Source organism: Stenotrophomonas sp. CFBP 13725 (assembly GCF_014841935.1).
In the GTDB taxonomy this organism is placed as follows: domain Bacteria; phylum Pseudomonadota; class Gammaproteobacteria; order Xanthomonadales; family Xanthomonadaceae; genus Stenotrophomonas.
Genome location: NZ_JACYUV010000008.1, coordinates 1 through 26,994, shown reverse-complemented (window position 1 = coordinate 26,994; position 26,994 = coordinate 1). Strand labels below are relative to the sequence as shown.

Here is a 26,994-nt window from a genome sequence, read left to right as displayed (position 1 = left end):
CGATGCGCTTGCCCCTGCTGACCAGCCTGCTGTTGACCCTCACCCTTGCCGGCTGCGCCTTTGGCGGCAGCCGCGCACCGCTGGACACGGCAGCGTCCCTGCCGGAAGTAGAGGCCTGCACCGCGAAGGGCGGCGAGCTGCGTCCCCTGGGGCGCCTGCAGCGGGTGCAGTGCGTGGTGCCCAATGCCGATGCCGGCAAGACCTGCACCACCAAGTCCGACTGCAGTGGCCAGTGCCTGGCGATCGGTGAAGTCGTTGCCGGCGCACCGGCATCCGGTGTCTGCCAGCGCGACGCCAGCGAGAACTTCGGCTGCCGCCAGCGCATCGACGGTGGCGTGGCGCAGGGCACGATCTGCGTCGACTGAGCGCGCGCTGCATTCCCGATTTTTCCTTTCCCGTTCCAGACAGGAGCCCGTCATGACCGCATCCATCCAGCAGATCTCCATCAACACCATCGAAGGCCAGCCCGCATCGCTGGCGGACTATCAGGGCAAGGTCCTGCTGGTGGTCAATGTCGCCTCCAAGTGCGGCCTTACCCCGCAGTATGAAGGCCTGCAGACGCTGTATCTGGAAAAGCAGGCAAAGGGGCTGGAAGTGCTGGGTTTCCCGGCCAACAACTTCCTCGGGCAGGAGCCTGACAGCGAAGCGGACATCCAGCAGTTCTGCCAGCTCACCTACGATGTCAGCTTCCCGATGTTCGCCAAGATCAGCGTCGCCGGTGACGACGTGCATCCGCTGTACCAGCAGCTGATCGCCGCCCAGCCGGAGGCCATCGGCGAAGGTCCGATGCGCGAGCGCCTGGCGGCGAAGGACCTCGCCCAGCCGGCACCGGGCATCCTGTGGAACTTCGAGAAGTTCCTGATCGGCCGCGACGGCAAGGTCATCGCCCGCTTCGCCCCGGACGTAGCGGCCGACGACGCGCGCCTCCGCGACGCCGTGGACACCGCACTCGCCGCCTGACCAGCACACGCTGATGCGGGAACGCCGAGCCATGCTCGGCGGCGCTTGATCGCGGTGCCTGACAGATCCCGCCGACCATGGGTCGGCACTACCACGCCTCTATTTCTCCGCGTGGTGCGCATGCGCGAGGCCGCGCCCGCCGCCTGACCAGAACGCAGTAGCGCCGAGCCATGCTCGGCGGCGCTTCACCGCGGTGCCTGACAGATCCCGCCGACCATGGGTCGGCGCTACCACCGCGGCGACCACAAAAAAAACCCCGCCGAAGCGGGGTTTTTTTTCATCCAGCAGCGGCGATCAGTTGCCCCACTGCGGCATCGGCATCGCATCCACCGGGATGGCCGAATCCAGATCGTCCTTGCCACGTGCATGCTTGCCGCGCAGGTCATTCTCGATCTGGTACGTACGGCGCTGCAGCCAGGCATCGCGCACCAGGGCGTATTCGTCCACGGCGCTGGAGCGGATGTCATCGGCCGCCAGCAGCTGCGAACGGGCGTCTACCAGCTGCAGGCCCTGCAGGCCGATGCGCACCTTGTCTTCTTCGATCTGGCGGATCGGCGACAGTGGGATGTCACCGGCCAGGCCGAACACATCACGCACCGTACGCGGGCCGAAGAACGGCAGCTCGACGTAGCGCGACGGGCGCCAGCCCCACGCGCCGAGCGTCTGGCCGAAATCTTCCTTGCGGTTGGCGATCATCGCCTTGCTGGCCGGATCAAACAGACCGCCGACACCCAGCGTGCTGTTCATCAGGAAGCGGCCCAAGGTGTCCCATGCATCATCCGGGCGACCCTGCAGGACCTGATTGACGATGGTCACCGGCGAACGGATGTTGCTGAAGAAGTTGCTGACGCCGGTGCGTGCGAAGCGCGGCACGACGTTGGTGTATGCCGTTGCCAGCGGACGCGCCACGGCGTTGTCCACCACCACGTTGAAACGATGCACGCGGCGGTTGAAGGGTTCCCACGGATCGTAGACCGCAGACGAGCCGCCGCTGACACCATCGCTGCCATACAGGGCGGTGAAATCGTCTTCGGCCGGATCCGGGACGCCATCACCGTCGGCATCCACGGGAGCCGACGCAGGCGGTGCAGCAGCCACTGCCGACGCGGCAGAGGCATCAACGGCCGGGCCCGTGGCGACGGCGGCGGTATCGACATCCGTCGACGCCGACGTATCGCTGACCGGCGCATAGGCGGCGGGCACTACGGTATCGGCAACGGGTGCGGCATCACGGGCGGGCTTGGCGGCGCAGGCACTGAGCGCGGCGGCCAACACGAAGAGGGGGAGAATGCGTACGACGTTCATGTCAGCTCGCGGCAGTAGGGGCAGTGAAATCAAGGTCTGCAGACAGCCGATAGGCGGCCTCCAGTTCGGTCAGGCCTGCGGGTGTGCCCTGGATGGCCAACACGCGACCCTCGGTGCGTACCCGGGCAGCCAGTTCGGCCAGCAGCGCAACGCCGGCACTGTCCACGCGCGGCACATCGGTCAGGTCGAGCGCTTGCGCGCCCTTGACCATGCCCTGCAGCTGCGGCCACAGCGCGATCACCGCGCTGCGGTCCAATGCGCCGGTCACCCGCAGCGTGCCCTGATCCAGACGGACCTGGGCCTGCTGCGTGGAAGCAGGATTACTTGCCATTGCTGCCCGGTGCCGCCTGCATGGCGCCGCTGCGCAGATCAGTGGCCACCTGCTTGATGCCCTTCTGGCGCAGCGGGGCATCGAACTGGTTGCGGAAGGTCTGCACGTAGGAGATGCCTTCGATGTTGACGTCGAAGATCTTCCACTGGCCGCCGCTGTTGCGCATCAGGTATTCCACCGGGGTCGGCTGGTCGCCCGAGCGCACCAGTTCGGTGGCCACGCGTACGCCGCGATTGCCCGGCAGGGGGGTCTCGCCCTTCAGGCGGAAGGTCGGCTTGCCCTGGATGTTCAGCAGCGCAGAACCGTAGCGCTGCATCAGGTTGTCGGCCATGGCATCGGCGAACAGCTTGATGTCGGCGTCGGAGGCACCGCGCGAATGCGCGCCCAGCACCAGCCGTGCGGCGTAGTCACGGTCAAAGGTGCGGTTGAGCTCGCTGTTGATGAAGTTGCGCAGTGCGGCCGGGTCCTTGCTGAACTCGGCCTTGCGCTGCTGCAGCGTGGTCATGATGCGCGTGCTGGCATCGATGACGGTTTTGCCGGCCTGGCCCTGGGCAGCCGGCGCCGCGGCGGGAGCCGTCTGGGCAGACGCCAGCAGCGGGGTGGCGGCGAACAGGCTGGAGGCCAGCAGGAGCGGAAGAAGCTTGATTTTCATGGTTGCGGTTCCGTTGCGGGCGCGGCAGCGCCGTCATGGGATTCAGTGGACTGGGCTGCGTCGCCACCGGCGCCGCCACCCCCGAACATGTACTTGCCGACCAGCTGGATCAGGTCTACAGCGGGCTGGGTGAACACGATTTCATCGCCGGCCTTCAGCACGTCCGGATCACCGCCCGGCTGCAGACCGATATAACTCTCGCCGAGCAGTCCGCTGGTGAAGATGCCGGCGGAGGTATCGGCCGGCAGGTCCTTGAACTTGCCGTCCATCTTGATGGTGACGATGGAGTCGAACTTCACCGGGTCCAGATCGATGGCGGCGACCTGACCGACATTGACCCCGCCGATCTTCACCGGCGCCTGCTTGCGCAGCTGGCCGATCTGCGAGAAACGGGCCTTGAGCTCATAGCCGCCACCGCCGAGCCCCCAGCGCTGGTTGGTTGAAGCGACGGCCAGCACCATCAGCGAAGCCAATGCCAGCAACAGGAAGGCGCCGACGGAAAATTCCAGTCTGGGACCGCGGATGGCCATGTTCGTTTCACCATTTTTGACAGGTGCCCCGGCCGATGCCGAAGCGGGAGTTTCAGATCATCCCCGCGCTGCAAAGCGCAGGAACCAGGAATCCATCGTTACTGGAACAGCATCGCCGACAGCACGAAGTTGAACATGAGCACCAGCAGCGACGCGTTCACCACCGCGCGCGTGGTGGCCACCGAGGTGCCTTCGATGGTGGGTTCCGCATGGAAGCCGACGTACGAGGCGACCAGGGCGGCGGTGCCACCGAAGATGGCGGACTTCAGCATTGCCACACCGAAGTCGTTCCAGAAGTCCACGCTGTTGCGCAGCGCCGACCAGAACACGCCGTTATCCAGCCCAAGCAGGTGGACCGCTTCGAAGTAACTGGCTGAAATGGCCAGCGAGCAGAACACCCCGGTCAGCAGGGGGACCGTCAGCACCGCCGCCCAGAAGCGCGGTGCCACGGCCTTGGCGATCGGATCGATGGCCATCAGTTCCAGCGCCTTGATCTGGTCGGTGGCCCGCATCAGGCCCAGTTCGGCGGCGATCGAGCTGCCGGCGCGGCCGATGAACAGCAGCGCGGTCAGCACCGGGGCCAGCTCGCGGTACAGCGACAGGCCCAAGAGCGTGGACAGCGCATCGGCGGCGCCGAAAGTGGTCAACGTGCGGTAGCCCTGCAGGGTCAGCACAAGACCAACGAATGCGCCGCCAACGGAGATGATCGGCAGCGAACGCGCGCCGATCTTGTAGATTTCGCGGGTCAGCTCGGCCAGGAAGTCCGCCGTCGGAAGCGATCCGCGCAGCACGGTGAGCGAAAACAGGCCGGCGCGTCCCAGCGCGCGGGTTCCGGCAACAAAGGGCATCAGGCAGTCCTCGTGCGGGGCGCGGCGTCAAAGGGGATCGGCCCGTCCGGACGACCATGCAGGAACTGCTGCAGCAGCGGATCCTGGCTGGACTCCAGCGCGGCCGGGCTGCCTTGGAACACCACGCCCCCGTTGGCGATGGCGATCACCTGGTCGCAGATCGGCAGGGTCTCGTGCACGTGGTGGCTGACGATGATGCTGGTCAGCCCCAGGCTGTGGTTGAGGCGCTGGATCAGGCTCATGATCACCCCGGAGGCAATCGGGTCCAGCCCGGTCAGCGGCTCGTCGTAGATCATCAGCGGCGGGTCCAGGGCCAGCGCACGCGCAAGGGCTACCCGTCGCGCCATGCCACCTGACAGCTCGCGCGGCCAGGTGTCTCCGGCAGCCAGCAGGCCCACCGCGTGCAGCTTCATCTGCACCAGGCGTTCGCGCACCGGCACCGGCAGCTTGGTATGGGTGCGCAGGGGCAGCGCCACGTTCTCGGCAACGCTGAGGTCGGTCAGCAACCCATTGCCCTGCAGCAGCACGCCGACACTTTTGCGCATCTCCAACAGGTCGCGGTTGCCGGTAGGGATCGGCTTGCCGAACAGGGTGACTTCACCCTGCACCGGACGCAGTTCGCCGGTGAGTGCAGCCAGAAGCGTGGACTTGCCACTGCCGGACGGCCCCAGCACGGCGGTGATGCTGCCCCGCGGCACCTGCAGCGAAACGTCGCGCAGGATTGTCCGACCGCCGCGATCGATGCGGACGTTGGACAACTGCACCAAGGGGGTGGCTGAAGCCTGCATGGGCACCGTTAACGATTTTCCAACGTTGAAGAATCAGCAGCTGCGCCTGAACATAAGCGTACTGGACCGTCCAGTATTGTCGCACGCGCTGCCGGAGCTGGGGCGGCAGCACGGTGGGACAGTCAGGAAGGGCACCGGAACAATCGGTTGTCTGCCTTGCACGGTGGCGAACGCGACAGCCGCGCGCTGCACCCCCCGGCATTCATTTATCGCCGCGCTGCGGCACACTGTCTGCGATGAGCGACCCTGCCGGCGATTTCCGCCTCTACCATTCCAATTCCCTCGATGTGCTCGCCGCGCTCCTGGCCCGGCACGTCCGCGCGCCGATGCCCGGCCAGCCCCTGCTGGCACCGGAAGTGGTGCTGATTCCGCAGGTGGCGATGCGGCGCTGGCTGCAATCCACTTTGGCCGCCGAATATGGCGTGGCAGCCAACCTGGAGTTCCTCACCCCCGGCGAATTCGTCGCGCGTGCGCTGAATGCCAATGTGCCCGGTGAAACCGACGATCTGGACGCGGCCGCCTTGCGCTGGCGCCTGTACGCCGCGCTGGGCGATGCAGACCTGATCGCCCGGCCACCGATGCGCGCGCTGCAGGCGTACCTGTCCGGCGGCGATCCACTGAAACCGTGGGCGCTGGCCGGCGAGCTGGCCAGCGTGTTCGAGAAATACCAGGCATGGCGCCGTGACTGGCTGCTGCGCTGGGAGGCCGGCGCCGATCCGCAGGATCCGCAGGCGATCCTGTGGCGGGCCATCGCCGAGGGGCGGGGCTACCGCGCGCGCCGCATCCAGGCCTACCTGGATCAGTTCGAAGGCGCCGGAAAACCCTTGCCACAGGGCCTTCCGCCGCGCCTTTCGGCGTTTGCCACCCTGAACATCTCCCCTGATGTGCTGCGGGTGATGGCCACCCAGGCACGCGTCGGCGAACTGCACTTCTACCTGCCTACGCCGGTGCAGGCCTATTGGGGCGACCTGCAGACGCTGGCGGAAAAGCTGCGCAGCGGGGCACCGGATCCGTTCGGCGAATCCGCAGGTGAGAACCGTCTGCTGGAAGCCTGGGGTGCAGCCGGGCGCGACTTCATGGCGGTACTCGGCAGCTACGAAGTCGTGCACCCCGCCGGCGAGATCGCCGCGTATGTCGATCCCGAAGAGGATGCCGGCCCCACGTTGGACGAGGGCGGATTGTCCGACAGCCTGCTGCACCGCCTGCAGCGCGACCTGTTCCATCGCCGCGGACTGCCCGCTGGTGCTCTCCGCCCCACGCTGCGGCTGGATGACCCCAGCCTGCAGGTGCATGCCTGCCACACGCGCCTGCGCGAACTGCAGGTGCTGCATGACCAGCTGCGCGGGCTGCTGCAGGATCCGCGATTCGATCCGCCCCTGCAGGCGCGTGACATCGCGGTGCTGGCGCCGGACATCGATCCCTACGTGCCCTATCTGGAAGCGGTGTTCGGCGGCCGCAGCGGCGGTGATGACCACATTCCCTATGCGCTGGCCGACACCAGTCCACTGGCAGGTGAACCGCTGGCTGATGTGTTCGTGCACCTGCTCGGCCTGCCCGTCGCGCGCTTCGGCTTGAACGAAGTGCTGGACCTGCTGGCCAGTGCGCCGTTGGCGGAAGCGGCCGGCCTGGACGCGGCCGCCTTCGATCGATTGCACGATTGGCTGCAGCTGGCCGGCGTGCGCTGGGGCCTGAACGCCGATCACCGGCGCCAGCACCAGGCACCGGCCGACGATGCCTTTACCTGGCAGTTCGCCTTGGACCGCCTGTTGTTGGGGCACGCCAGTGGCAGCGAAGGCGACATCGCCGGCGTCGCGCCGTGGCCGGAACTGGAAGGCAGCGCGCTGGATGCGCTGGATCGGCTGATCCGCCTGCTGCGCGTGCTGGCGGTGTACCAGCAACGGCTGGGTGAGCGTCTGCCGCCTGACCAGTGGCGGCAGCGCCTGTTGGGCCTGCTGGATGCGGTGCTGCCGACGCCGCCTTCCTCGCCCAACAGCCAGCGCGCGCTGGAGCGGCTGCGCCGACTGATCAACCAGTTCGCCGAGGACGCGTCGAAGGCCGGATCTGATGCGGCGGTGCCGGCAGAGGTGATCCGTTCCCACTTCGCCGCGGCGCTGGCCGAGGCTGATACGCGTGCACCGCTGCTCACCGGTGGCATCAGTTTTGGCCGGATGGTGCCGATGCGCCTGCTGCCGTTCCGGGTGATCTGCATCCTGGGCCTGAACGATGGCGACTTCCCGCGCCGGGACCCCGCCGCCGGCCTCAATCAGCTGACCGCAGAGCTGGACTCGCCGCGCCGTCGCCCGGGCGATCGCTCACTGCGCGAAGACGATCGCTTCCTGTTCCTGCAGCTGTTCGCCGCCGCACAGGATGCGTTCTACCTGAGTTACCTGGGCGCTGATCCGCGCGATGGCACCGCACGCGAACCGTCCGTACTGGTCAGCGAGTTGATCGATGCGGCGATGAAGTACCACGTCGACCCCGTGGACGCCGGCAAAGGCTTCGTGGTGCGGCATGCGCTGCAGCCGTTTTCACCGGCGGCCTTCGGTGGCGGCGATCCACGCCGTTTCAGCTACCGGCGGCAATGGCATCCCGCCGCGGGGAGCGTGGGCGGTGCGCGCGCCGCGTTGCCACCGTGGTGCACGACGGCGCTGCCGGTCCTGGCGGGCGCAACGGACCGCTCCGAAGACAGCCTGTCGCTGGACGAACTGCGCCGCTTCCTGATTGATCCGGCAGGCCAGTTCCTGGCGCTGTCACTGGGCCTGCGCCTGCCCGGTGACGTGGAAGAGACCGATGACATCGAACCCCTGGTGCTGGATGACCGCAGCCCCGCCGCCCGCAGCGTGCAACTGGCCGTCGTGCAGGCGACGTTGACCGAGGACGACGCACCGCTGTATCCGCGGCTGCGCGCACGTGCGCTGCTGCCGTCCGGGGCGCTGGGCGAGCGCGGCTTCGATGCCTTGCAGGCACAGACAAGGCCCTATGCCGATGCCCTGCGTGCGTGGTTGCGCGCCGAGCCGTTGCAGAGCCGCCGCTACGAAGTGCAGGTCGATGGCGTGCGCCTGCACGGCCGTGTGCGAGACCGCCATCCGGATGGGCTGGTGCGCCTGCGTACCGGCAGCCTCAACGGACCGGCCGCCATCCGCCACGGTCTGGACTGGTTGCTCGCCAATGCGGCCGGCGACGCGCTGCCGCTGGTGCAGTTCCACGATGACGGGGAAGCGGGCATCGGGCCGCATGTGCAGCCGGCGCTCTCCGTGGCGCAGGCCAGCGACGCGCTGCGTGCGCTGCTCCGGCTGCGCCAGCGCGGCCTGCGCGAACCGCTGCGTTTCGGCCCATACACCGGCTGGGCCATCCACACCGCCAGCGCGGAGAAGCAGCGCGCTGAAGGCGCCAAGCGCTGGCATGGATCGGACCGCAGCTGGGGCGAGTCACGCAGTGAAGCCCTGCAGCTGACGTTGCGCGGACAGGACCCGTTCGTCGACGACACCCACTATGCCGAGCTGCTGCACATCAGCCGGTTGATATTCACGGCGGTGCGCGAAGGCCGTGCGCTGGCCGATTTCCCGCAGGACGACACGGTATGAGCCACATCGCCACGCCCTTGCACGACGACCCGTACCTGGCCCTGCCGCTGCAGGGCGTGCAGCTGATCGAGGCCAGCGCGGGTACCGGCAAGACGTTCACCCTGGCGACGCTGTTCACCCGCCTGGTGGTGGAGCAGGGTCTGCGCATCGGCCAGATCCTCGCCGTGACCTTCACCGATGCGGCAACGCAGGAGCTGCGCAAGCGCATCCGCGAGCGTCTGGCCCTGGCGGCGCAGCTGGTGGACAGCGCGCCGCAGGAGGGCGAATCGCCGGATGTGGCGTTGACCCGCTTCGTGCTGCAACGCCATCTGCAGGGCGGCCAGGAACGTGCCAGCGCCCTGCAGCGGCGGTTGCAGGTAGCGGCCGATGAAATCGACCTGGCGTCGATCTTCACCATCCACGGCTTCTGCACCCGCGTACTGCGCGAACATGCGCTGGAAAGCGGGCACACCTTCGACCCGCCCGAACTGCTGGCCAGCGAGCGGAGTCTGCTGGAAGAACTGGCGGCGGACCTGTGGCGCGTGCATGCCAGCGACCCGGCCGCGATCGATCCACTGACATGGCTGTGGAAAAGCCCCGATGCGCTGGCGTCGGATCTTCCTGCGTTGTTGAAGTCGTTGCCCCTGCTGCCTGCGCCGGGCCCGATCGGATCGGATCCGATCGACGCATTGCAGCAGGCCACCCGCGCGCTGGCGCAGGCCGTACGCGAGCACGGTGATGCCTTCTTCCAGGCCCTGTGCGACGCCGTCGATGCCAAGTGGTTGAACGGGGCGTCGTACAAGCTGACCTGGGTGCAGCCGGTCTGCAGCGCACTGCGCGAGTGGGCGCTGCGCGGGGATGAAACCGCGCCGCTGGACAGCGAGCGGCTGCCGGCCTTCCTGCCCGAGGCACTGGCCGCCAAGACCAACAAGGCGCATGCCGGCCGCGCTCCGGTGTCGCCGTTGCAGGCGCCGCTACAGGACTACCTGCATGCGCGCGATGCACGGCAGGCGTGGCTGCGCCTGCAGGCCATCAACTTCCTGCACGCCGTACGCGAAGAGGCACGGCAGCGCTTGGCCACTCTGAAACAGGTGCGGCGGGTGCAGACCTACGATGACCTCATCGAGGGGGTTGCCGATGCCCTGGACGGGCCGCACCGTCGCACCCTGGTGCGCCACCTGCGTGCGCAGTACCGCATCGCGCTGGTGGACGAGTTCCAGGATACCGATGATCGCCAATGGAGCATTTTCGACAGCGTGTTCGGCGACTCCGCGGAAAACCGCGATGATGACCTGCCACCTGCGCTGTTCCTGATCGGCGATCCGAAGCAGGCGATCTACGGCTTCCGTGGCGGTGATATCCACACCTATCTGAACGCCCGGCGCGAGGCGCAGGTCGCGCCGGCGCTGGACCGCAACTTCCGTTCCCGCCCGGCCGTGCTGCGCGCGCTGCAGACGTTGTACGCCAGCGCCGGCGCTGATGCGTTCCTGGACCCGGCCATCCAGTTCGAGCCGGTAGCGGCCGGTGGCGTACGCCGCGATGACGACTACCTGCGCAACGGAGTCCCTGCCCCCGGGCTCACGCTGCGCGTGCTGCGCAACGAAGGAGGCAAGCCTTTCAACGCGGAACCGTCGCGCGAGATGGCGTGCAGGGCCTGCGTCACTGACATCCACCGCGTGTTGCTGGAGGCGCGCAGCGGCCTTGCCGTGTTGCGCGATCGACCCGTGGCGCCCGGCGACATCGCCGTGCTGGTGCGCTCGCACCGCGAAGCCACCCTGGTGCAGACGGGTCTGGCGGCCGTGGGCATCCCCGCCGTGGCGGCGGGCAAGCAGAGTCTGTTCGCCAGCGCCGAGGCGCAGGACCTGCGCGCGCTGCTGATGGCCTTGCTGCAGCCGGCCGATGAAGGGCGCCTGCGTGCGGCGCTGGCCACCGTGCTGCTGGGACAGGATGCCGCCGCCATCGCCAGCATGGAACGCGAGGGCGATGTGCAGCGCGGCTTCCAGTCGCAGCTGCTGCAGTGGCGGGAGCGCTGGACCCGTGGCGGCCCGTTCGCGGTCATCGCCGATGCGTGTGCTGGCCAGGCCGAGCGCTTGCTCGCGCTGATCGACGGCGAGCGACGACTGACCAATTACCTGCAACTGGGCGAACTCCTGCAGGAAGCATCCGCGCAGGCGTTGGGCATGCATGGCCTGCTGGACTGGCTGCAGGGGCAGATGGCGCACGCCGACCAGAACGATGAGCAGCAGTTGCTGCGACTGGAGTCGGACGCGCGTCGTGTCCAGATCATCACCCTGCACAAGAGCAAGGGCCTGGAATATCCGTTGGTCTACCTGCCCTTCGTCGGCATCGAGGGCGGGGCGCCGAACACGGCCAGCCATTGCACCGTGCACGCTGACGATCGCCGGGAACTGCACTGGAAGCTGGACAAGGACACGGCGTGGGACAACGCAACGGCACTGCGTGACCAGGAGCAGCGAGCCGAAGATGCGCGACTGCTGTATGTCGGCCTGACCCGTGCAGAGCACGCCCTGTGGATTGCCGTGGGCGACCTGGCCGGCCTGTCGAAGACCCGCCTGGCGCCCATGCTGGCCGACGCGGCGGCGTTGGCGGCAGACCCGGATATCGTGGTCGATGACAGCGGCCCGCCGTTGCGCCCGCCGCAGCTTGCGCTGGAAAGCGAAGGGGCGTTGCCACCGGTTCGCCGCATCGACCGTCGCGTGCCGCATGACTGGTGGGTCTACAGCTTCACCCAGCTGGCCAACGCCGATGCAGGCCATGATGTGGACGCGGCAGCAACCGAGGTACCCGCGCCGGCCGCCGACGAACCGGCGGGTCCGGAACTGCCGCTGGAGCCGGCGCTGCCTGCCGGTGCAGAGCCCGACGCGGTGCCGGTGGATCCCCGCTTCATGGGCAGCCGCTTCGGCAACGTGCTGCACGATGCGCTGGAGAACACCGACTTTGCGGCGTGGGGCCTCTGGCAGCCTGGCGAACCTGCACCGGAAGGACAGGACGCGGTGCTTCGAAAGGCGCTGCGCGAAGAAGGCTACGCCGATGCAGACCTGGACGAGGGCGTCGCCGTGCTGACCCCGCTGGTCGGCCACACGCTCACCGTTGAATTGCCGGAAGGCGGTGCCCTGTACAGCCTGCCATCCGACGAGCGCCGCGCCGAAATCGAGTTCCACTTCGCCATGCAGCCGACGGCCGTACCCGCCCTGCTGCAGGTGCTGCATCGCTTCGGCTTCGTGCCGGCCCGCCGCGGCTTCGGCCTGCGTCGCCAGCTGGAAGGGTTGATGACCGGCAAGATCGATCTGACCTACGTACGCGACGGCCGCTGGTACGTGCTCGACTACAAGTCGAACCGCCTTCCCGGCTACGCACCGGCGTTGCTGCAGGTGGCCATGCAGCACAGCGAATACGATCTGCAGGCGCTGATCTATACCGTTGCGCTGCATCGCTGGCTGCGTTTCCGGCTGGGCAACCAGTATGACTACGCGCGCGACATGGGCGGTATCCGCTACCTGTTCTGTCGCGGCCTGGAGGTGCCGGGCCACGGTGTACACGCGGCGCGCTTCGATGTGGCACTGGTCGATGCCCTGGATGCGCTGTTTGCCGGGGGCGAAACCGCCCAGGCCGCGCTGGTGTCCCGCGTGCTGGGAGGCGTCGCATGAACCTGTTGACCGCATTGAAGCAGGGTGGCCAGCTGCGCACCTTGGACCATGCCCTGGCGCTCAGCCTGGGGCGTCTGCGTGCGGATACTCCGCAGGCGGTACTGGTGGCCGCTGCGCTGGCCTCACTGGCGGTATCGCAGGGCCACGCCGGTTTCGATCCGGCGCAGCCACAGCGGCTGGTGGAAGGCGATTTCACCTGGCCCTTGGCGGCAGACTGGGCGGACCAGCTGCGCGCCTCGCCTTGGGTGGCCACGCCGGCCACGGCGGATGCGGTCAGTGATGACGCACCGCTGGTGCTGGAAAACGGGTTGCTGTATCTGCGCCGCTACCGCGAATACGAACGCACGCTGGCCGAGGGGCTGCAACGGATAGGGCGCTTCTCCCTGCCTGACGCAGGCCTGGAACCGCTCGCGCCGTTGTTCGCGCAGTTGTTTCCACACGCCGCCGAGCGCGCGGACCAGCAGGCACGCGCGGCGGCGGTGACGCTGCGTCACCCCCTCGCTCTGGTGACCGGTGGCCCAGGCACGGGCAAGACCACCACCATCGCCCGCCTGCTGTTGCTGCTGATCGCGCAGGCGGCGCAGGCAGGCCGCGCCGTCCCCCGGATGGCATTGGCGGCCCCGACCGGGCGCGCCGCCGAGCGCATGGCGGAAAGCCTGCGATTGGCGATGCAGCGGTTGCAGGGCGAGGGCATCGAGGCTGCGCTGTGCGAGGGCCTGCCCAGCAGTGGAACCACGCTGCACCGCCTGCTGGGGGTGATTCCGGATTCGCCACGGTTCCGCCACCATGCGGACAATCCCCTGCCATTCGATGTGGTGGTGGTGGACGAGGCCTCCATGATCGACCTGCCGCTGATGGCCAAGCTGGTGGAGGCGATCAGCGAGGGCACGCGGCTGATCCTGCTGGGTGACCCGGACCAGCTTCCGTCGGTGGAGGCTGGCGATGTGCTCAGCGCCATCCTGCGCGCCAGCGGCGACGGGCAGGGCACGCGTGCCGATGACGCACGCGCGCTGAAGCCGCTGCTGGCACCGGCATCGCTGCTGCCCGAGGCGCCGCCCAGCGCCTTCGCCGGCCGCCGTGTGCAGCTGCAGCGGGGCTACCGGCAGACAGCCACCCTGGACCTTGCGCCGTTGGCCACCGCGGTGCGTCGCGGTGACAGCGACGGCGCGCTGCGCTTGTTGCGGGACCAGTCACTGGCAGGCGTCGGCTTCCACGAAGATGTGCTGGACCCGTTGTCGGTGCAGCGCGAGCATCTGCTCGGGCACTGGCAGGCCTTGGGCGAGACGGCAGATCCGGCGCAGGCACTGGCGCAGGCGAGCCGCCTGCGCGTGCTGACGGCACTGCGCGAGGGCCCGCAGGGCGCGCGCGGCCTGAACCATCGCATTGAAACGCTGCTGGCCGGTGCCAATGCAGGCTACTTCCACGGCAGATTGCTGCTGGTGACTGAAAACAGCTACCGCCATCGTCTGTTCAACGGTGATATCGGCATCTGCCTGCGCGACGCAACGGGCGCGATCGTGGCCTGGTTTGCAGGCGATGACCTGGCCCAGCCGCGTGCATTCCACCCGGCCGCACTGCCGGCCCATGAAAGTGCGTTCGCAATGACCGTGCACAAGGCGCAGGGTTCGGAATTCGACGAAGTGTGGTTGCAGCTTCCGCGGCACGATGCACGCGTACTGTCGCGGGAACTGGTCTACACCGGACTGACCCGCGCGCGGCAGCGGCTGCACCTGGCCGGTCCGGCCGAGGTGCTGGAAAAAGCCCTGCACCGCCACGCCAGCCGGATGTCCGGGCTGGCGTGGCGCCTGGGCGCCGAACCGGTGCAGGCCTCGCTGTTCGGCTGATGCCGGACAGCAGCGTCGGTACAACCCACCCTGGTCGCGCCACCGCCTTGGTAGAGCCGACTTCAGTCGGCTGACCGGCAGAGCCCTTGGTAGAGCCGACTTCAGTCGGCTGACGTCCTCCGCAGCCGACTGAAGTCGGCTCTACCAGAGCAGCCAAACCAGAGCAGCCAAACCAGAGCAGCCAAACCAGAGCAGCCAAACCAGAGCAGTCAAACCAGAGCAGTCAAACCAAAGCAGTCAAACCAAAGCGGTCAAACCAAGGTGCTCCACCCGCTTACTCCAGCACCAGCACCGTGCCGTCCGGGTACACGATCGCCGCTTCATCACTGCTCGCATCGAAGAAGCCCAGCCCGTGCTGGTGTGCCAGCACCTGGAACATTTCATGCGCGCGCTCGGCGACGGCGTCGTCGAAGGAGCCATAGATCACGTTCGCGGCGATGCTGTAATCGGTGACTTCATCGCGGTCGTCCTCATCGTCGGACAGCGGGCCGCTCATCGGCGGGAAATGCTCGGCCATTTCGGCAAACCAGGCCTGCAGTGCCGGGGTGGTGACCTTGGGATCATCGTGGTCATGATCTTCGTTCCAGTCGGTCTGCTTCTCATACCAAGTGATGAAGGCAGCCGCTTCGCGCGGTGCCACGGCGGGGTCGAACACCATCATGTCGTAGCTCATCGGATCTTCCTGTTGACGTTGCGCAGCAAGCGCGGACGCGCAGGGTAGCGCGACCGTGCTTGCGGGGGGATGACTACCGTCGGAAAAGGACCGGCGGGTTACGAGGCAGGAAGCGCGGCGCTGCCTTCGCGCGCCGGCAGGTCTGCGGGGAACAGCGCGAAGCGCAGGCCGACCAGCCCCATCAGGGCTTCATCGCGGGCCTTGCCGGCCGCCACGCTGCCCACCCGCGCCAGCGAGGCGTCCAGCCGCTCGCGCAGCGCAGCCTCGCCCGGTACCGGCCGGCGGGCGGCAACCTGGCGGCGGTAGTGCGTCGCGATGTCGGCCAGGATGTGCTCCACCGCCTCCCGGCTGCGCTCGGGCAGGTCCAGCCGGGCGCGCCGCAGCTGCAGGATGTTCAGCCCCACGCGGGCCTCGGTCAGCATGTCCACCGAGGCGATGTCGCTGCCCTCCGGCGTGGCGGCCAGCCGGGGCGCCAGCAAGCCCAGCAGGTCCAGCATGCGCGCAGCGAAGCGTTCGCGATCCTGCTGGCCACGGCCTTCGGCGGCTTCGGCCAGCGTGCCCCAGCCCTGGCGCACCAAGCGCCGCGCGCTCCACTCGGCGCCCACCGAGCGGAACAACCGGGTCATCACCACCGCGAACCCGATGCCGATGAACATGGCCACGGCCGAGTTCACGAAGCCCTGGATGTTGCCGCTGTACGTGTTCTGCACGCTGAGCAGGGCCACCAGGTTCACCGTCAACGGCAGGGCGAACAGCATCGTCTTCGGGTTGTGCAGCAGCAGGCCCAGCGGCAGGAACACCACGGCCAGCAGCAGCACCAGCAGGCCGAAATCGTGCACCGCCGGAAAGATGCCGAACTGGTAGATGCCGGCCACGATGCTCGCCACGACCGCCCAGATCAGAAAAGACATCATGCTCGGTGCGGGATCGTCCTGTGCGGCGAAGAACGCCGCGGCCACGGCGGCCATCATCGCGCCGTTGCCACCGCCTTCCCAACCGAGCCCGATCCACAGCACGCAGTAGCTCATCAGCGCGATACCGGCACTGAGCGCGGAAAACAGCGCCATGCCGTAATCCACGTGGCGGGCGTCGGTCACCGCGCGCGCGCGGATGCGGTAACGCGGCGTTTCGCGCGGCGCCGTGCCGTGCTCGATGGCCTGGTGCAGCATGCGGCAGTCCTGCCACAGGTCCACCAGCTCCTCCAGGCGCAGCAACAGGGTGGCCAGCTGCAGGCGCTGCAGGTCAGCGTCCACCTGCGGTTTCAATGCGCTGATGCGTGCCCGCAGCGACGTGTACAGGCCAGCGGCAGCGGTGGCATCGTCAGCCACCAGCCATTCGCGGGTGTCGTCCACGACGGACTGCAGATCCTCAGGCAGCGCCTTGTCGTGACCACGCAGCGCGTCCAGCCGATCTGCAATCGAAGACAGCACGGGCAGCAACAGCAGCATGCGTTCGCGCAGGCGGGCCATCGACACGGCCGCGCCGGCATGGCGTGGATCATCGCGGCGCAGGAACTCGATCAGCGCCTCGAACTGCACCAGGTCAGCGGCAAGCCGGTTGCGCGGTGCGTGCGCGCGGCCGCCTTCCAGGATCTGCCGACACCATTGCGCCGCGTCGTCCATCCAGCGACTGATGCGGCCACTCAGCATCGGCCGTACCGAGGCCGGGAACACCAGTGCAGCGAACAACACCGCCACGACCGTGCCGAGGATGATCTCTTCGCTGCGCGCCACCACGGTGTCGAAGATCATCTCCGGCGAGGTGACCGCAGGAAAGCCGATGAAGGCGGTGGTGTAGCCGGCCAGCAGGAAGGCGTAGCCCCGGGGGCCGCGGTTCAACAGCGCCAGGAACAGGCAGCCGGCCAGCCACAGCGACATCGCCGCACTGAGCAGCAGCGGGGTCTCCACCAGATGGGGCAGCATGATCAGCGTGGCCACGCCGGCCAGCAGCGTACCCAGGATCCGGTACACGCCTTTGGCCCGCGTGGGCCCCAGCAGCGGCTGGCTGACGATGTACACCGTGGCCATCGCCCAGTAAGGCCGCGACAGGTTGCCAGCCAGCCCGATGTACAGCGCCGTGATCGACGCCAGGAAGGTCTTGATCGAGAACAGCCAGCCTTGGCGGTCCAGCAGCACGGACATCGGGTCTACCTCGCCGCTGTCGGTGCGGCGGCGGGCGCGGCATCGGCGCCGGCATCCCAGCCACCGCCCAAGGCGAGGAACAGATGGATCTGGTCGCGCGATACCTGTGCCTGCGCCTCGGCCAGCGTGGCGTCGGCGGTGGCCAGGCTGCGGTCGGCGTCCAGGCTGGACAGGTACGGCGTGCGGCCCCCTTGGTACAACCGGCGGTTCTGCGCGGCGGCCAGCGTGGCCTGCTGCTGCGCCACCTGCAGCGACTGCAGCCGACGCAGATCCTGCGCATAGCGATCCAGCGCGGTCTGTGTTTCGCGCAACGCCTGCAGCACGGTGTGGTCGAACTCGGCCAGCGCGGCGTCAGCGCCGGCTTCGGTGGCATGGATGCGGGCCCGTGTACCGGAAGAGGGCAGGGTCCACGAGATCAGTGGGCCGAGCGACCACTGCTGGGTGAGCGGCTCGCCGAAGTCGGCCAGCAGGCCAGCGGCACCGACCGATGCGCCCAGGCGGATATCCGGATACAGCGCTGCAGTCGCCACGCCGATGCGCGCGGTCGCGGCGGCCAGCTTGCGTTCTGCCTGACGCACATCGGGACGGCGCGCCAGCAGCGCGCGGCCATCGCCGACCGGCAAGGGCTGCTGCAGTGCTGGCGCATGGGCGCAGTCCAGCACGCCTGGCGGCAATTGCCCCGGGGTCTGCCCCAACAGCGCCGCCAGCGAATACGCCGCCGCTTGGCGCTTGGCCTGCAGCGGCGGCAGCGCGGCTTCCAGCAGCGCCACCTGGGCATTTGCGCGCGCCAGTTCCGGGGCGGTACCGCGACCGGCGGCGATCAGGCGCTCGGTGACCTCCCGGCCGCGCTGCTGCAATTGCAGCGAATGCGCGGCCACCTGCAGCTCATGATTGGCGTGGCAGATGTCCAGGTAGTTGTCGGCGACCTCGGCCACCACGGTGATGCGGGCGATATCGCGCGCTGCGGCGACCGACTGTTCGTCCGCGCGCGCCGCTTCCGCACCACGCCTGAGCTTGCCGAACAGATCGAATTGATAGCTCACTGCGAACTTGCCGTCGGCCAGGTTGATCGGCGGCAGCTCGTGCTCCAGCAGGAACGATTCGGCAGACAGCTGGGCACGACTGACACCGGCTTCTGCTTCGTACTCGAATCCCCCTGCATCCATCGCCTGCTCGTACAGGGCAGCGGCGCGCCGCAGATGCGCGTCGGCGGCCTTCAGTTCGACGTTGTCCCGCAGCGCCTGTTCAACCAGGCCGTCCAGCGTGGGGTCCTGATACAACGACCACCAGCGCGAGGGCAGGTCGGCATTCGCGGCCACCTCGGGGTTGCCGGTATCGATGAAAGCATCGTTGGCCTGCGGCCGATGGAGGGCCGAGGCCTCGGGCACGGCGTAATCCGGGCCCACCGTGCGGCACGCCGCCAGGCCGGTCAGCGCGACGACCAGCGCCACGCGGCGCAGCGTATGCACCATCGCGCTCACAGCGCGGCCCGCGCCGGCACCGTGGCAGCGGTGTCCTTCGTGTGGCCCTTCACGTTGATGGTCACCGTGGCAGTGCGGCCGGAAATCAGCTGCACGCCATCGGGTACGGCATCGATTCGGATGCGTACCGGAATACGCTGGGCCAGACGCACCCAGTCGAAGGCCGGGGTCACGTTCGGCAGCAGGCTGTTTCCCGCCGTGCGGTACCGGTCCTCGATGCCGGCGGCGATGCTCTCGACATGGCCGACCAGCGCCACGTCTTCACCCATCAGCCGGATATCCACAGGCTGGCCGGGCGCTACGCCGCGCAGCCGCGTCTCTTCGAAATAGCCATCCACGCGGAACGAGGTGGTGTCCAGCAGGGCCAGCACCGGCTTGCCGGCCGTCACGTAGTCACCGACGCGCACGGTGCGGTCATTGATCTGGCCATCGGCCGGCGCCCGCACTTCGGTCCGCGCAAGGTTGAGCTCGGCCAGGTCCACCGCTGCCTGCGCCGTGGCCAGCGCGGCCTGTGCAGCCTGCAGCTTGGCCCGGCGCACTTCGGCATCTTCGCCGGCGACCAGATCCTGCAGGCTGCGGTCGCGGGCGATCTCCCGGCGCAGCTGCGCCACCGCGGCCTGGCGTTCGGCCAATGACGCCCGCGCCAACTCCACGGCGATGCGGTAACGCGCCCGGTCCACCACGAACAGCAGCGCGCCTTTCTTCACTGCCTGGTTGTCGGCCACGTCCACTGCTTCAACCAGTCCGGATACATCCGGGGCCACCTGCACGACGTCCGCGCCGATATGCGCATCGCGGGTCCACGGCTCGTCCATGTAGTAGACCCACAGTTGCCGCAGCACCAGCAGCGCGACGATCACGGCCAGCACGGTCAGCACCGGCGGCAGGGCTTTCTTGACGATCTTGTTCACGATTGCATCCAACGCAGGAGGTGGAACAACCCGCCCAGCACGATGCCGTACAGGGCCAGGTTGAAGAGGGCGGGGTGCCAGACGAGCCGATAGGCGCCACTGCGCTGCAGCAGCACGCGCAGGCCGCTGTTGAGCACATAGGCCACCAGCATCAGCCCGAGCAGGGTCGGGACAAACACGCCATGGAGACTGAATTCACCGGGCATCGGCAGGGATCTGGCTTCTATACGGGGGAGGGACATCAACAGCAACGGGCGAAAGCCACTGGCGTCTGCACGGCAGCGGCGTCGCCCGGGAGTGCAGCACTTACGTAATGCGATCGACGGCGGCGGCCAGCAGGTGCCACACCTTCAACACCGCGCGCAGTTCTTCCATGGACAGCTCGCCGAACACGTCCTGGCGCAGCCCGATCAGCTTCTCTTCCAGCTCGCTGACCAGCGCTTGGCCGGCATCGGTCAGCCACAGCAGGTTGGCGCGACGGTCGCTGGCATCGCATTCACGGCGCACCAGCCCGCTGGCCGACAGCTTGTCCAGCAGGCGCACCAGCGAGGGGCCTTCCAGGCCCAATTGCTGGGCCAGGGTGACCTGGCGGATGCCACCGCCCGAGCGGCCGATCATCAGCAGCGGCATGGTGCAGGCGGTGGAAATGCCATAGCTGCCCAGCGTGCCATCGGCCAAGCGCTGCCATTGCCGCCCTGACTGAAGCAGGCCGGAGCTGAGCTGCATCTGCAGCCGGGTACGTTCGTCGAGGGAATCATTCATGGCAGATAGATAGGATACTACTAATTTCATGACTATCAATAGGACAGGGCCGCTTTCTGTTCATGCCACCGCTTTCTTCCTGCATGAAAAGCAACGGGGTCCCGGACGATCCGCCTTCCGGTCGGCTACCATGCTCGCCCCATCCGGGAAGCCGTCCGCAATGAGCAACGACAAGAATTCCAAGGCGCCGCAAGGCGATGTCAGCCAGACGCAGGCCGAAGAGGCCGTGCGCACCCTGCTGCGCTGGGCCGGTGAAGACCCGACCCGTGAAGGCCTGCTGGACACCCCGCGACGGGTGGCCGAAGCCTATGGCGACTGGTTCAGTGGCTACCGCGATGATCCGCGCGCCTACATGGAGCGGACCTTCGAAGAGGTCGCCGGCTACGACGAGCTGATCGTGCTGCGCGACATCGAATATGAAAGCCACTGCGAGCACCACATGGCGCCGATCATCGGCCGGGTGCACGTCGGCTACCTGCCGGCCGGCAAAGTGGTGGGCATCAGCAAGCTGGCACGCGTGGTGGAAGCCTACGCGCGCCGCTTCCAGGTGCAGGAAAAGATGACCGCGCAGATCGCCCAGTGCATCCAGGACGTGCTGCAGCCGATCGGTGTCGGCGTCGTCGTGGAAGGCGCGCACGAGTGCATGACCACCCGCGGCATCCATAAGCGGGGCGTCAGCATGGTCACCTCGAAGATGCTGGGCAGCTTCCGCGAAGATGCCCGCACCCGCGCCGAGTTCCTGCGCTTCATCGAAGTCGGCGGCAAGCGCTGAGCAGGTCGCCGGCCCGGTGCCTGCCGTCATGGCGGGCACCGTTCCAGCTGCACACCTGGCTGCCGCTGACCGTCTTTCCGGATCCTCCTGCTGCATGAAGCACCGCGATCGCATCATCCGTTACCGTCACCTGCGCGAGCAGCCACAGTGGAAGCTGCTGGCCGCCGCCCACGCCCCGGAGATCATCGGCCTGTTGCAGGCCCTGTTGATGGACGGCGAGCGCACCCTGCCGGCCGCCGTCCTGCACGAGCGGCTGCAGCGTGCGCTGGACCAGCTCAATGGAGAAGAACTGTCCCGTGAGCTGCCGCGCACCGCGCAGGCGTACGTGGCGCACTGGCTCGCCCAGGGCTGGCTGGAGCGCCGCTTGCCCGAAGGCGCCGACCAGGAACAGTACGAACTGTCCACCCAGGCCCTGCAGGCGATCCGCTTTGCCGACAGCCTGGAGCAGAGCCGCGTCGCCGCCACCGAAAGCCGCCTGGCGCTGGTGATCAACCAGTTGTCCCAGTTGGCCGCGCAGACTGAAGCCGATCCCGATGCGCGGTTGTCCGCGCTGCGCGACGAACGCGATCGCATCGACGCGGAAATCGCGCGGGTCGGCGAGGGCCGTGTCGCTGCGCTGGACGGCAAGCGCGCGCTGGAGCGGGCCCGCCAGATCATCGGCCTGGCCGACGAACTGACTGAAGATTTCCGCCGCGTCCGCGATGACTTCGAGCGCCTGAACCGCGAGTTCCGCGAGCGCATCATCGACGACGAGGGTGAGCGTGGCGACGTGCTGTCCAAGCTGTTCGAGGGCGTGGATGTGATCGGTGACAGTGACGCCGGGCGCAGCTTCCAGGCCTTCTGGCGACTGCTGAACGACGCAGAGCAGAGTGCGCAGCTCGACGCCGCGCTGGAGAGCGTGCTCGCGCGTGGCTTCGCGCGTCGGCTGGACCGCCAGGAACGTGCCTTCCTGCGCGGGTTCACCGGCACCATGCTCGAGCGCGGTGGCCAGGTGCACGACGTGCTGCAGCACTTCGCGCGCAGCCTGCGCGGGTTCGTGCAGAGCCGCGGCTACCTGGAGCAGCGCCGCCTCAACCAGTTGCTCAAGCAGGCCCAGGGTGAGGCGCTGGCGCTGCGCGATGAATTCCCCGCACAGCGCGCCATCGGCCGCGACCTGCAGCTGACCACCACCCGCCTGCGTTCGTGGTCGCAGTGGAAGCTGCACGATCCGCGCAGCGCGCAGGTTGATGGCAGCGTGCAACGCAACGACATCGCGGCGATCAGCCTGGAAAGCGTCGGCGACCTGGTGGCTTCCTCGGAAATCGACTTCCGCACCCTGCGCCGCGACCTGCACGACCTGCTGGGCATGCAGCCGCAGCTGAGTATTGCGCAGGCCCTGTCTCAGCGCGAAGCGCCGCAGGGGCTGGGCAGCGTCATCGGCTATCTGTCGCTGGGTACGCGCTTCGGCCGCGTCGTCGAAGGCGAGCAGGAGCTCGCGCATTGGCGCGGTGGTGACGGTCACTGGCGGCGCGCCCGCATCCCGCTGGTTTGGTTCACCCAGGAGAAACGCCATGAGCTGGAATGAAGATCCGATCGACACCGCAGGCCTGGGGCGGGACGAAGAACCGCACGACGCCGAGCCGGTGGTGGTGACTCCGCTGCCGCGCCGTGGCAACGACGTGCTGTATCTGGGCGACACCGGCCGTCTGCCGGTGGATGCGCGCCGCGCGCTGTGCCAGCTGCTGATCGGGCCGAGCATCGACCAGCAGCGCCACGCCAAGTTGTGGCCGGCGCTGCTGCGCAACGAAGCCGCCCTGCGCACCGCATTGGCCGACCTGTTCCTGGAGCTGGTGCTTGACCGCGAAAGCGGCGTCGCCTTCACCCGCCAGGCCGATACCGAAGATCTGGATACGCCGGTCCTGCTGCGCACCTCGCCGTTGACCTTCATCGACTCGGTGCTGCTGCTGTACCTGCGGCAGCAGCTGGGTGAGGCCGATGCGCGCGGCAATCGCGCGGTCGTCGCCGACGCCGAGATGGCCGAAGCGCTGGCGGTCTATGAGAAGAACCTGTCCACCGACCGCGCCGGCTTCAACCGCCGCGTCGCCAGTGCCGTGCAGAAGATGAAAGACAACCACATCCTGACCCGCCTTGCCGGCCAGGAAGACCGCCACGAAGTGTCGCCGGCCTTGAAGCTGCTGTTCTCGGCCGAGGACGTTTCGGCGTTGTCGGCGGTGTACCGCCAGCTGCGCGAGACCCCGGCCGCCGAAGCCTGAACCACGGAAGCACGCCATGGCCATTTCCAAGCACACCCCCGCCCTGTTCACCGAAGGCCAGCCCGACGCGCGCCAGCAGCAGTTCCGCATGCGCCGCCTGCAGGTGCACAACTGGGGCACCTTCAACGGCCTCACCGAAGTGCCGATCGCCGAGCGCGGTTTCCTGTTCGTCGGCCGTTCCGGCTCGGGCAAGTCCACGCTGCTCGACGCGATGTCGGCGCTGTTGGTGCCGCCGGCGATCGTCGACTTCAACGCGGCGGCGCGCGAAGCCGAACGCAGTGGCCGCGACCGCAACCTGGTGTCGTACGTGCGCGGCGCATGGGCCGACCAGCAGGACCGCGGCACCGGTGAGATCGCCACCCAATACCTGCGCAAGGGGGCTACCTGGACGGCCGTGGTGCTGGAGTATCGCAGTGGCGATGGCCGCGTGGTCAGCCTGGTGCGCCTGTTCTGGATCGCCGGCAACGGCACCACGGCCGCCGATGTGCGCAAGCACTACATGGTGGCCGAACGTCCGTTCGACGTCGCCAAGGATCTGGGCGGCTTCGACCTGGACCTGCGCAAGCTGAAGCAGAAGCTCGCCGACGTGCATCACTTCGACAGCTTCGCCGGCTATGCCGAGCGTTTCCGCCACCTGCTGGGCATCGACAACGAGATGGCCCTGCGCTTGCTGCACAAGACCCAGTCAGCGAAGAACCTGGGTGACCTCAACGTCTTCCTGCGCGACTTCATGCTGGACACGCCGAAGACCTTCGACGCGGCCGAGCGGCTGGTCAACGACTTCGCCGAACTGGACGGCGCGCACCAAGCCGTGGTCACCGCCCGTCGCCAGGTCGAAACCCTGTCGCCGGCGCGCGCGCATTACAACGAACTGAAGGCCATGAACCGTCGGCGTGCCGACGATGAGACGCTCAAGCTGGGCATCGACAGCTTCCGTGAGACCCGTCGGCAACAGCTGATCGACGCGCGTCTGCGCGAGCTGGATACCCGTGACCGCGGCCTGCTGGGTGAGGAATCGCAGCGGCGCGCAGCGCTGGACAACCACCAGGCCAAACTCGGTGAGCTGGAACTGCAGCGCCGCCAGCAAGGTGGCGAACGCATCGAGGAGCTGGAACGCGAGCAGGGGCGTGCGGAAGCCGAGCGTGACCGCCGCGATGCGAAGCTGGCCCAGGCCCGCGAGGCGGCAGCGCAGCTGCAGAAGGCCCTGCCCGACGATGCCCACGGCTTTGCCGAGCTGGTCGAGCACGCATCGAACGAGCTGCTGGACCGCAAGCGCGCCTCATCGGCGCTGGATGATGCGATCAGCGAACGGCTGGGGGGGCGGCGCGATGACGAGCGTCGCTTCGGTGATGTGCGTGCCGAACTCGATGCCATGCAGCGCAACACCTCCAGCATCCCTGCGCCGCTGCAGAAACTGCGTGCGCGACTGGTCGAAGAGACCGGGCTGCCGGAAGCGGCGTTGCCCTTCGTGGGCGAACTGATCCAGGTAGGGCAGGACGACCTCGCCTGGCAGGGCGCGATCGAGCGCGTCCTGTTCGGTTTCGCGCAGTCGCTGCTGGTCGATGACAAGCATTACAACGAAGTCGCCGACTGGGTGAACCGTACCCACCTCGGCATGCGCTTCACGTATTACCGCGTGCGCCGCAACGACGAGGCGTTTGCCCGCGACCCGTCGCCGCGCTCGCTGCTGCACAAGCTGGAGCTGCGCGACCACGTCTTCGAAGGCTGGCTGCGCCGCGAGTTGGGCAAGCGCTTCGACTACGAGTGCGTGGATGCCCGACAGCTGCGCAACGTGGAACGCGGCATCACCCGCGAAGGCCAGGTCAAGCACCCGGGCGACCGCTTCGAGAAGGATGACCGCAGCGCCGTCACCGACCGCCGCCGCTGGCTGCTGGGCTTCAACAACCGCGACAAGCTGGCGGTGTACGAGAAGGAAGCGCAGGAGCTTGCCCTGCGCATCGCGGGCTGTGACGAGGACGTCGCCCGCCTGCGTGCGCAGCGCGACCTCGACAACGATCGCCGCCTGGCGTGCCACCAACTGGTGGGCATGAGCTGGAACGAGATCGACATCGCGACCCCGCAGCAGCGCCTGGCCGACATCGAAGCCACCCTGCGCGACCTGCGTGAAGGCAATGCCGATCTGGAAAAGCTGGCCCGCCAGATCGACGCCGCGCGCGCGGATATCGAACAGTCACGCCGCACCTACGAAGACACCCGGGTGGAGCGCGGCCAACTGGTCAAGGAGCGCGACCGGCTGGACCGTGCCCGCCAGCAGAGTCGCGCCTTGATACTGCCCGCCCTGGGCAGCACACAGGAAGCCGGCCTGCAGGCACGGCTGGATGCACTGGGCCCACTGAGCCTGGAGACGCTCGAAGCGCACATGCGCCAGGTCAGCAATTCACTCAACGAAGCGCTGTCGTCGTCGCAGCAGGACGTCAACCGCGTGGAAAACCAGCTGCTCGGCTGCTTCCGCCGCTTCGTGCAGGGCTGGCCGGAGGAATCCGGTGACTTCACGGTGTCGGTGGCGTCGGCAGACGATTTCCTCGCGCGCCTGGAGCGCCTGGAGCGCGACGGCCTGCCGCAGCATGAGGAACGCTTCTTCGACCTGCTGCAGAACCAGAGCAAGAACAATCTGCTTGCGCTGCAGCGACACAGTGCCGAAGCCCGCAAGTCGATCGGCCAGCGCCTGGACGAGGTCAACGCCAGCCTGGAACAGGTGCCGTTCAACCGCGGGACCTTGCTGACCATCGAACTCAGCGACCGTCGCCTGCCCGAAGTGCTGGAGTTCCATCATCAGCTGCGCGAGGTGTTGACCCAGCAGCAGACCGAACAGCGCGAGCTGGCCGAAGCCCAGTTCGCCGTGCTGCGCGTGCTGGTCAACCGCCTGGGTTCGCAGGAAGGCGAGGACAAGCGCTGGCGCGAGCTGGTGCTGGATGTGCGCATGCACGTCGAGTTCATCGGTGTGGAACTGGACGCGGCGACGCGCCAGCAGGTCGAGATCTACCGCAGCGGTGCCGGCAAGTCCGGCGGTCAGCGGCAGAAGCTGGCCACCACCTGCCTGGCGGCGGCCCTGCGCTACCAGCTGGGCGGTGCCGACGGGCAATTGCCAAGCTACGCCGCCGTGGTGCTCGACGAGGCCTTCGACAAGGCCGACAACGAGTTCACCGCACTGGCGATGAACATCTTCGACAACTTCGGCTTCCAGATGGTGGTGGCCACGCCGCTGAAATCGGTGATGACGCTGGAGCCCTTCATCGGCGGCGCCTGCTTCGTCGAAATCAGCGGCCGCCACGACTCCGGCGTGCTGCTGATTGAGTACGACGAAGACGGCAAGCGCCTGAAGCTGCCCGAACGCAGCCGCCAGCAGGCCAGCGAACCGGAACCCGCCTGAGCCACAGGCCACACTGCATGACCCCCGACCGACCTCGCGGCCCTGACACAGGCCGCGCTGCATGATGCCCAGGTAGAGCCGACTTCAGTCGGCTGCTCTTGGCCATGCGCCCCGACCGACCT

The 26,994-nt window shown here is 67.9% G+C and carries 19 protein-coding genes and 2 pseudogenes; 9 read left to right on the top strand and 12 right to left on the bottom strand.

Translation table 11 applies throughout. From position 1 onward, the window contains the following. The first annotated feature begins 2 nt into the window (after positions 1-2). Together IFT65_RS13900 and IFT65_RS13895 are read left to right on the top strand one after the other, a co-directional pair. A complete protein-coding gene (locus IFT65_RS13900; RefSeq protein WP_192081932.1) occupies positions 3-365 on the top strand; it encodes a hypothetical protein in 363 nt (120 codons plus the stop codon). A 52-nt stretch (positions 366-417) separates the two neighbouring features. Continuing rightward, positions 418-960: a glutathione peroxidase gene (locus IFT65_RS13895; protein WP_192081931.1), complete on the top strand. Its 543-nt coding sequence runs from the start codon at positions 418-420 to the stop codon at positions 958-960. Between the two features lie 294 nt (positions 961-1,254). Here the strand turns inward: IFT65_RS13895 and IFT65_RS13890 are convergent, their stop codons facing one another. The 6 genes and pseudogenes from IFT65_RS13890 to IFT65_RS13865 form a co-directional block, all read right to left on the bottom strand. Beyond that, on the bottom strand, positions 1,255-2,265 hold the full coding sequence (locus IFT65_RS13890; RefSeq protein ID WP_192081930.1) for a VacJ family lipoprotein: 1,011 nt from the start codon (positions 2,263-2,265) through the stop codon (positions 1,255-1,257). 1 nt (position 2,266) lies between these two features. Then, positions 2,267-2,596: an STAS domain-containing protein gene (locus tag IFT65_RS13885; protein WP_192081929.1), complete on the bottom strand. Its 330-nt coding sequence runs from the start codon at positions 2,594-2,596 to the stop codon at positions 2,267-2,269. Continuing rightward, positions 2,586-3,248, bottom strand: coding sequence for an ABC transporter substrate-binding protein (locus IFT65_RS13880; RefSeq protein ID WP_192081928.1), 663 nt, complete (start codon positions 3,246-3,248; stop codon positions 2,586-2,588). Before IFT65_RS13880 ends, IFT65_RS13885 begins: the two co-directional genes overlap by 11 nt. Before the next feature lie 56 nt (positions 3,249-3,304). After that, positions 3,305-3,778, bottom strand: a pseudogene (gene mlaD / locus IFT65_RS13875) (outer membrane lipid asymmetry maintenance protein MlaD); the annotation flags it as partial. Between the two features lie 98 nt (positions 3,779-3,876). Beyond that, positions 3,877-4,626, bottom strand: coding sequence for an MlaE family lipid ABC transporter permease subunit (locus IFT65_RS13870; protein ID WP_192081927.1), 750 nt, complete (start codon positions 4,624-4,626; stop codon positions 3,877-3,879). Further along, positions 4,626-5,414 carry an ATP-binding cassette domain-containing protein gene (locus tag IFT65_RS13865; protein WP_188325521.1) on the bottom strand — a complete coding sequence of 263 codons (789 nt, stop codon included), beginning with the start codon at positions 5,412-5,414 and terminating at the stop codon, positions 4,626-4,628. The genes IFT65_RS13870 and IFT65_RS13865 overlap by 1 nt, the downstream gene beginning before the upstream one ends. Before the next feature lie 236 nt (positions 5,415-5,650). On the opposite strand from IFT65_RS13865, the gene recC reads away from it, so the two are divergent. Genes recC through recD form a run of 3 tightly spaced genes read left to right on the top strand, consistent with a single transcriptional unit; the run spans position 5,651 to position 14,489 of the window. Continuing rightward, the gene (recC, locus tag IFT65_RS13860; RefSeq protein WP_192081926.1) at positions 5,651-8,998 is read left to right on the top strand and encodes an exodeoxyribonuclease V subunit gamma; all 3,348 of its coding nucleotides are present in this window, start codon (positions 5,651-5,653) and stop codon (positions 8,996-8,998) included. Then, positions 8,995-12,645 (top strand): exodeoxyribonuclease V subunit beta, encoded by a 3,651-nt coding sequence (locus tag IFT65_RS13855; RefSeq protein WP_192081925.1) that lies wholly within the window; start codon positions 8,995-8,997, stop codon positions 12,643-12,645. Before recC ends, IFT65_RS13855 begins: the two co-directional genes overlap by 4 nt. Then, the gene (recD, locus tag IFT65_RS13850) at positions 12,642-14,489 is read left to right on the top strand and encodes an exodeoxyribonuclease V subunit alpha (protein WP_192081924.1); all 1,848 of its coding nucleotides are present in this window, start codon (positions 12,642-12,644) and stop codon (positions 14,487-14,489) included. The genes IFT65_RS13855 and recD overlap by 4 nt, the downstream gene beginning before the upstream one ends. A gap of 274 nt (positions 14,490-14,763) precedes the next feature. Here recD and IFT65_RS13845 read toward each other — a convergent pair whose 3' ends face one another. From IFT65_RS13845 to IFT65_RS13820, 6 genes are all read right to left on the bottom strand, one after another. After that, positions 14,764-15,162, bottom strand: coding sequence for a hypothetical protein (locus IFT65_RS13845; protein ID WP_192081923.1), 399 nt, complete (start codon positions 15,160-15,162; stop codon positions 14,764-14,766). 98 nt (positions 15,163-15,260) lie between these two features. Further along, on the bottom strand, positions 15,261-17,303 hold the full coding sequence (locus IFT65_RS13840) for an FUSC family protein (RefSeq protein WP_192081922.1): 2,043 nt from the start codon (positions 17,301-17,303) through the stop codon (positions 15,261-15,263). A 5-nt stretch (positions 17,304-17,308) separates the two neighbouring features. Beyond that, positions 17,309-18,775, bottom strand: coding sequence for an efflux transporter outer membrane subunit (locus tag IFT65_RS13835; RefSeq protein ID WP_192081921.1), 1,467 nt, complete (start codon positions 18,773-18,775; stop codon positions 17,309-17,311). Between the two features lie 5 nt (positions 18,776-18,780). Beyond that, positions 18,781-19,695: an efflux RND transporter periplasmic adaptor subunit gene (locus tag IFT65_RS13830; RefSeq protein WP_192081920.1), complete on the bottom strand. Its 915-nt coding sequence runs from the start codon at positions 19,693-19,695 to the stop codon at positions 18,781-18,783. Then, positions 19,692-19,901: a DUF1656 domain-containing protein gene (locus IFT65_RS13825; protein WP_188325513.1), complete on the bottom strand. Its 210-nt coding sequence runs from the start codon at positions 19,899-19,901 to the stop codon at positions 19,692-19,694. The genes IFT65_RS13830 and IFT65_RS13825 overlap by 4 nt, the downstream gene beginning before the upstream one ends. A gap of 100 nt (positions 19,902-20,001) precedes the next feature. Further along, positions 20,002-20,457 (bottom strand): MarR family transcriptional regulator, encoded by a 456-nt coding sequence (locus IFT65_RS13820; RefSeq protein WP_192081919.1) that lies wholly within the window; start codon positions 20,455-20,457, stop codon positions 20,002-20,004. 160 nt (positions 20,458-20,617) lie between these two features. Between IFT65_RS13820 and folE the strand changes: the two genes are divergently transcribed. From folE to IFT65_RS13800, 4 genes and pseudogenes are all read left to right on the top strand, one after another. After that, positions 20,618-21,229: a GTP cyclohydrolase I FolE gene (folE, locus tag IFT65_RS13815; protein ID WP_188325511.1), complete on the top strand. Its 612-nt coding sequence runs from the start codon at positions 20,618-20,620 to the stop codon at positions 21,227-21,229. Positions 21,230-21,323: 94 nt separating this feature from the next. Further along, positions 21,324-22,793, top strand: coding sequence for a DUF3375 domain-containing protein (locus IFT65_RS13810; protein ID WP_188325510.1), 1,470 nt, complete (start codon positions 21,324-21,326; stop codon positions 22,791-22,793). 97 nt (positions 22,794-22,890) lie between these two features. Then, positions 22,891-23,481: pseudogene (locus tag IFT65_RS13805) on the top strand (DUF4194 domain-containing protein); the annotation flags it as partial. A 16-nt stretch (positions 23,482-23,497) separates the two neighbouring features. Then, positions 23,498-26,872, top strand: coding sequence for an SbcC/MukB-like Walker B domain-containing protein (locus IFT65_RS13800; RefSeq protein WP_192081917.1), 3,375 nt, complete (start codon positions 23,498-23,500; stop codon positions 26,870-26,872). The last annotated feature ends 122 nt before the right edge of the window (positions 26,873-26,994 follow it).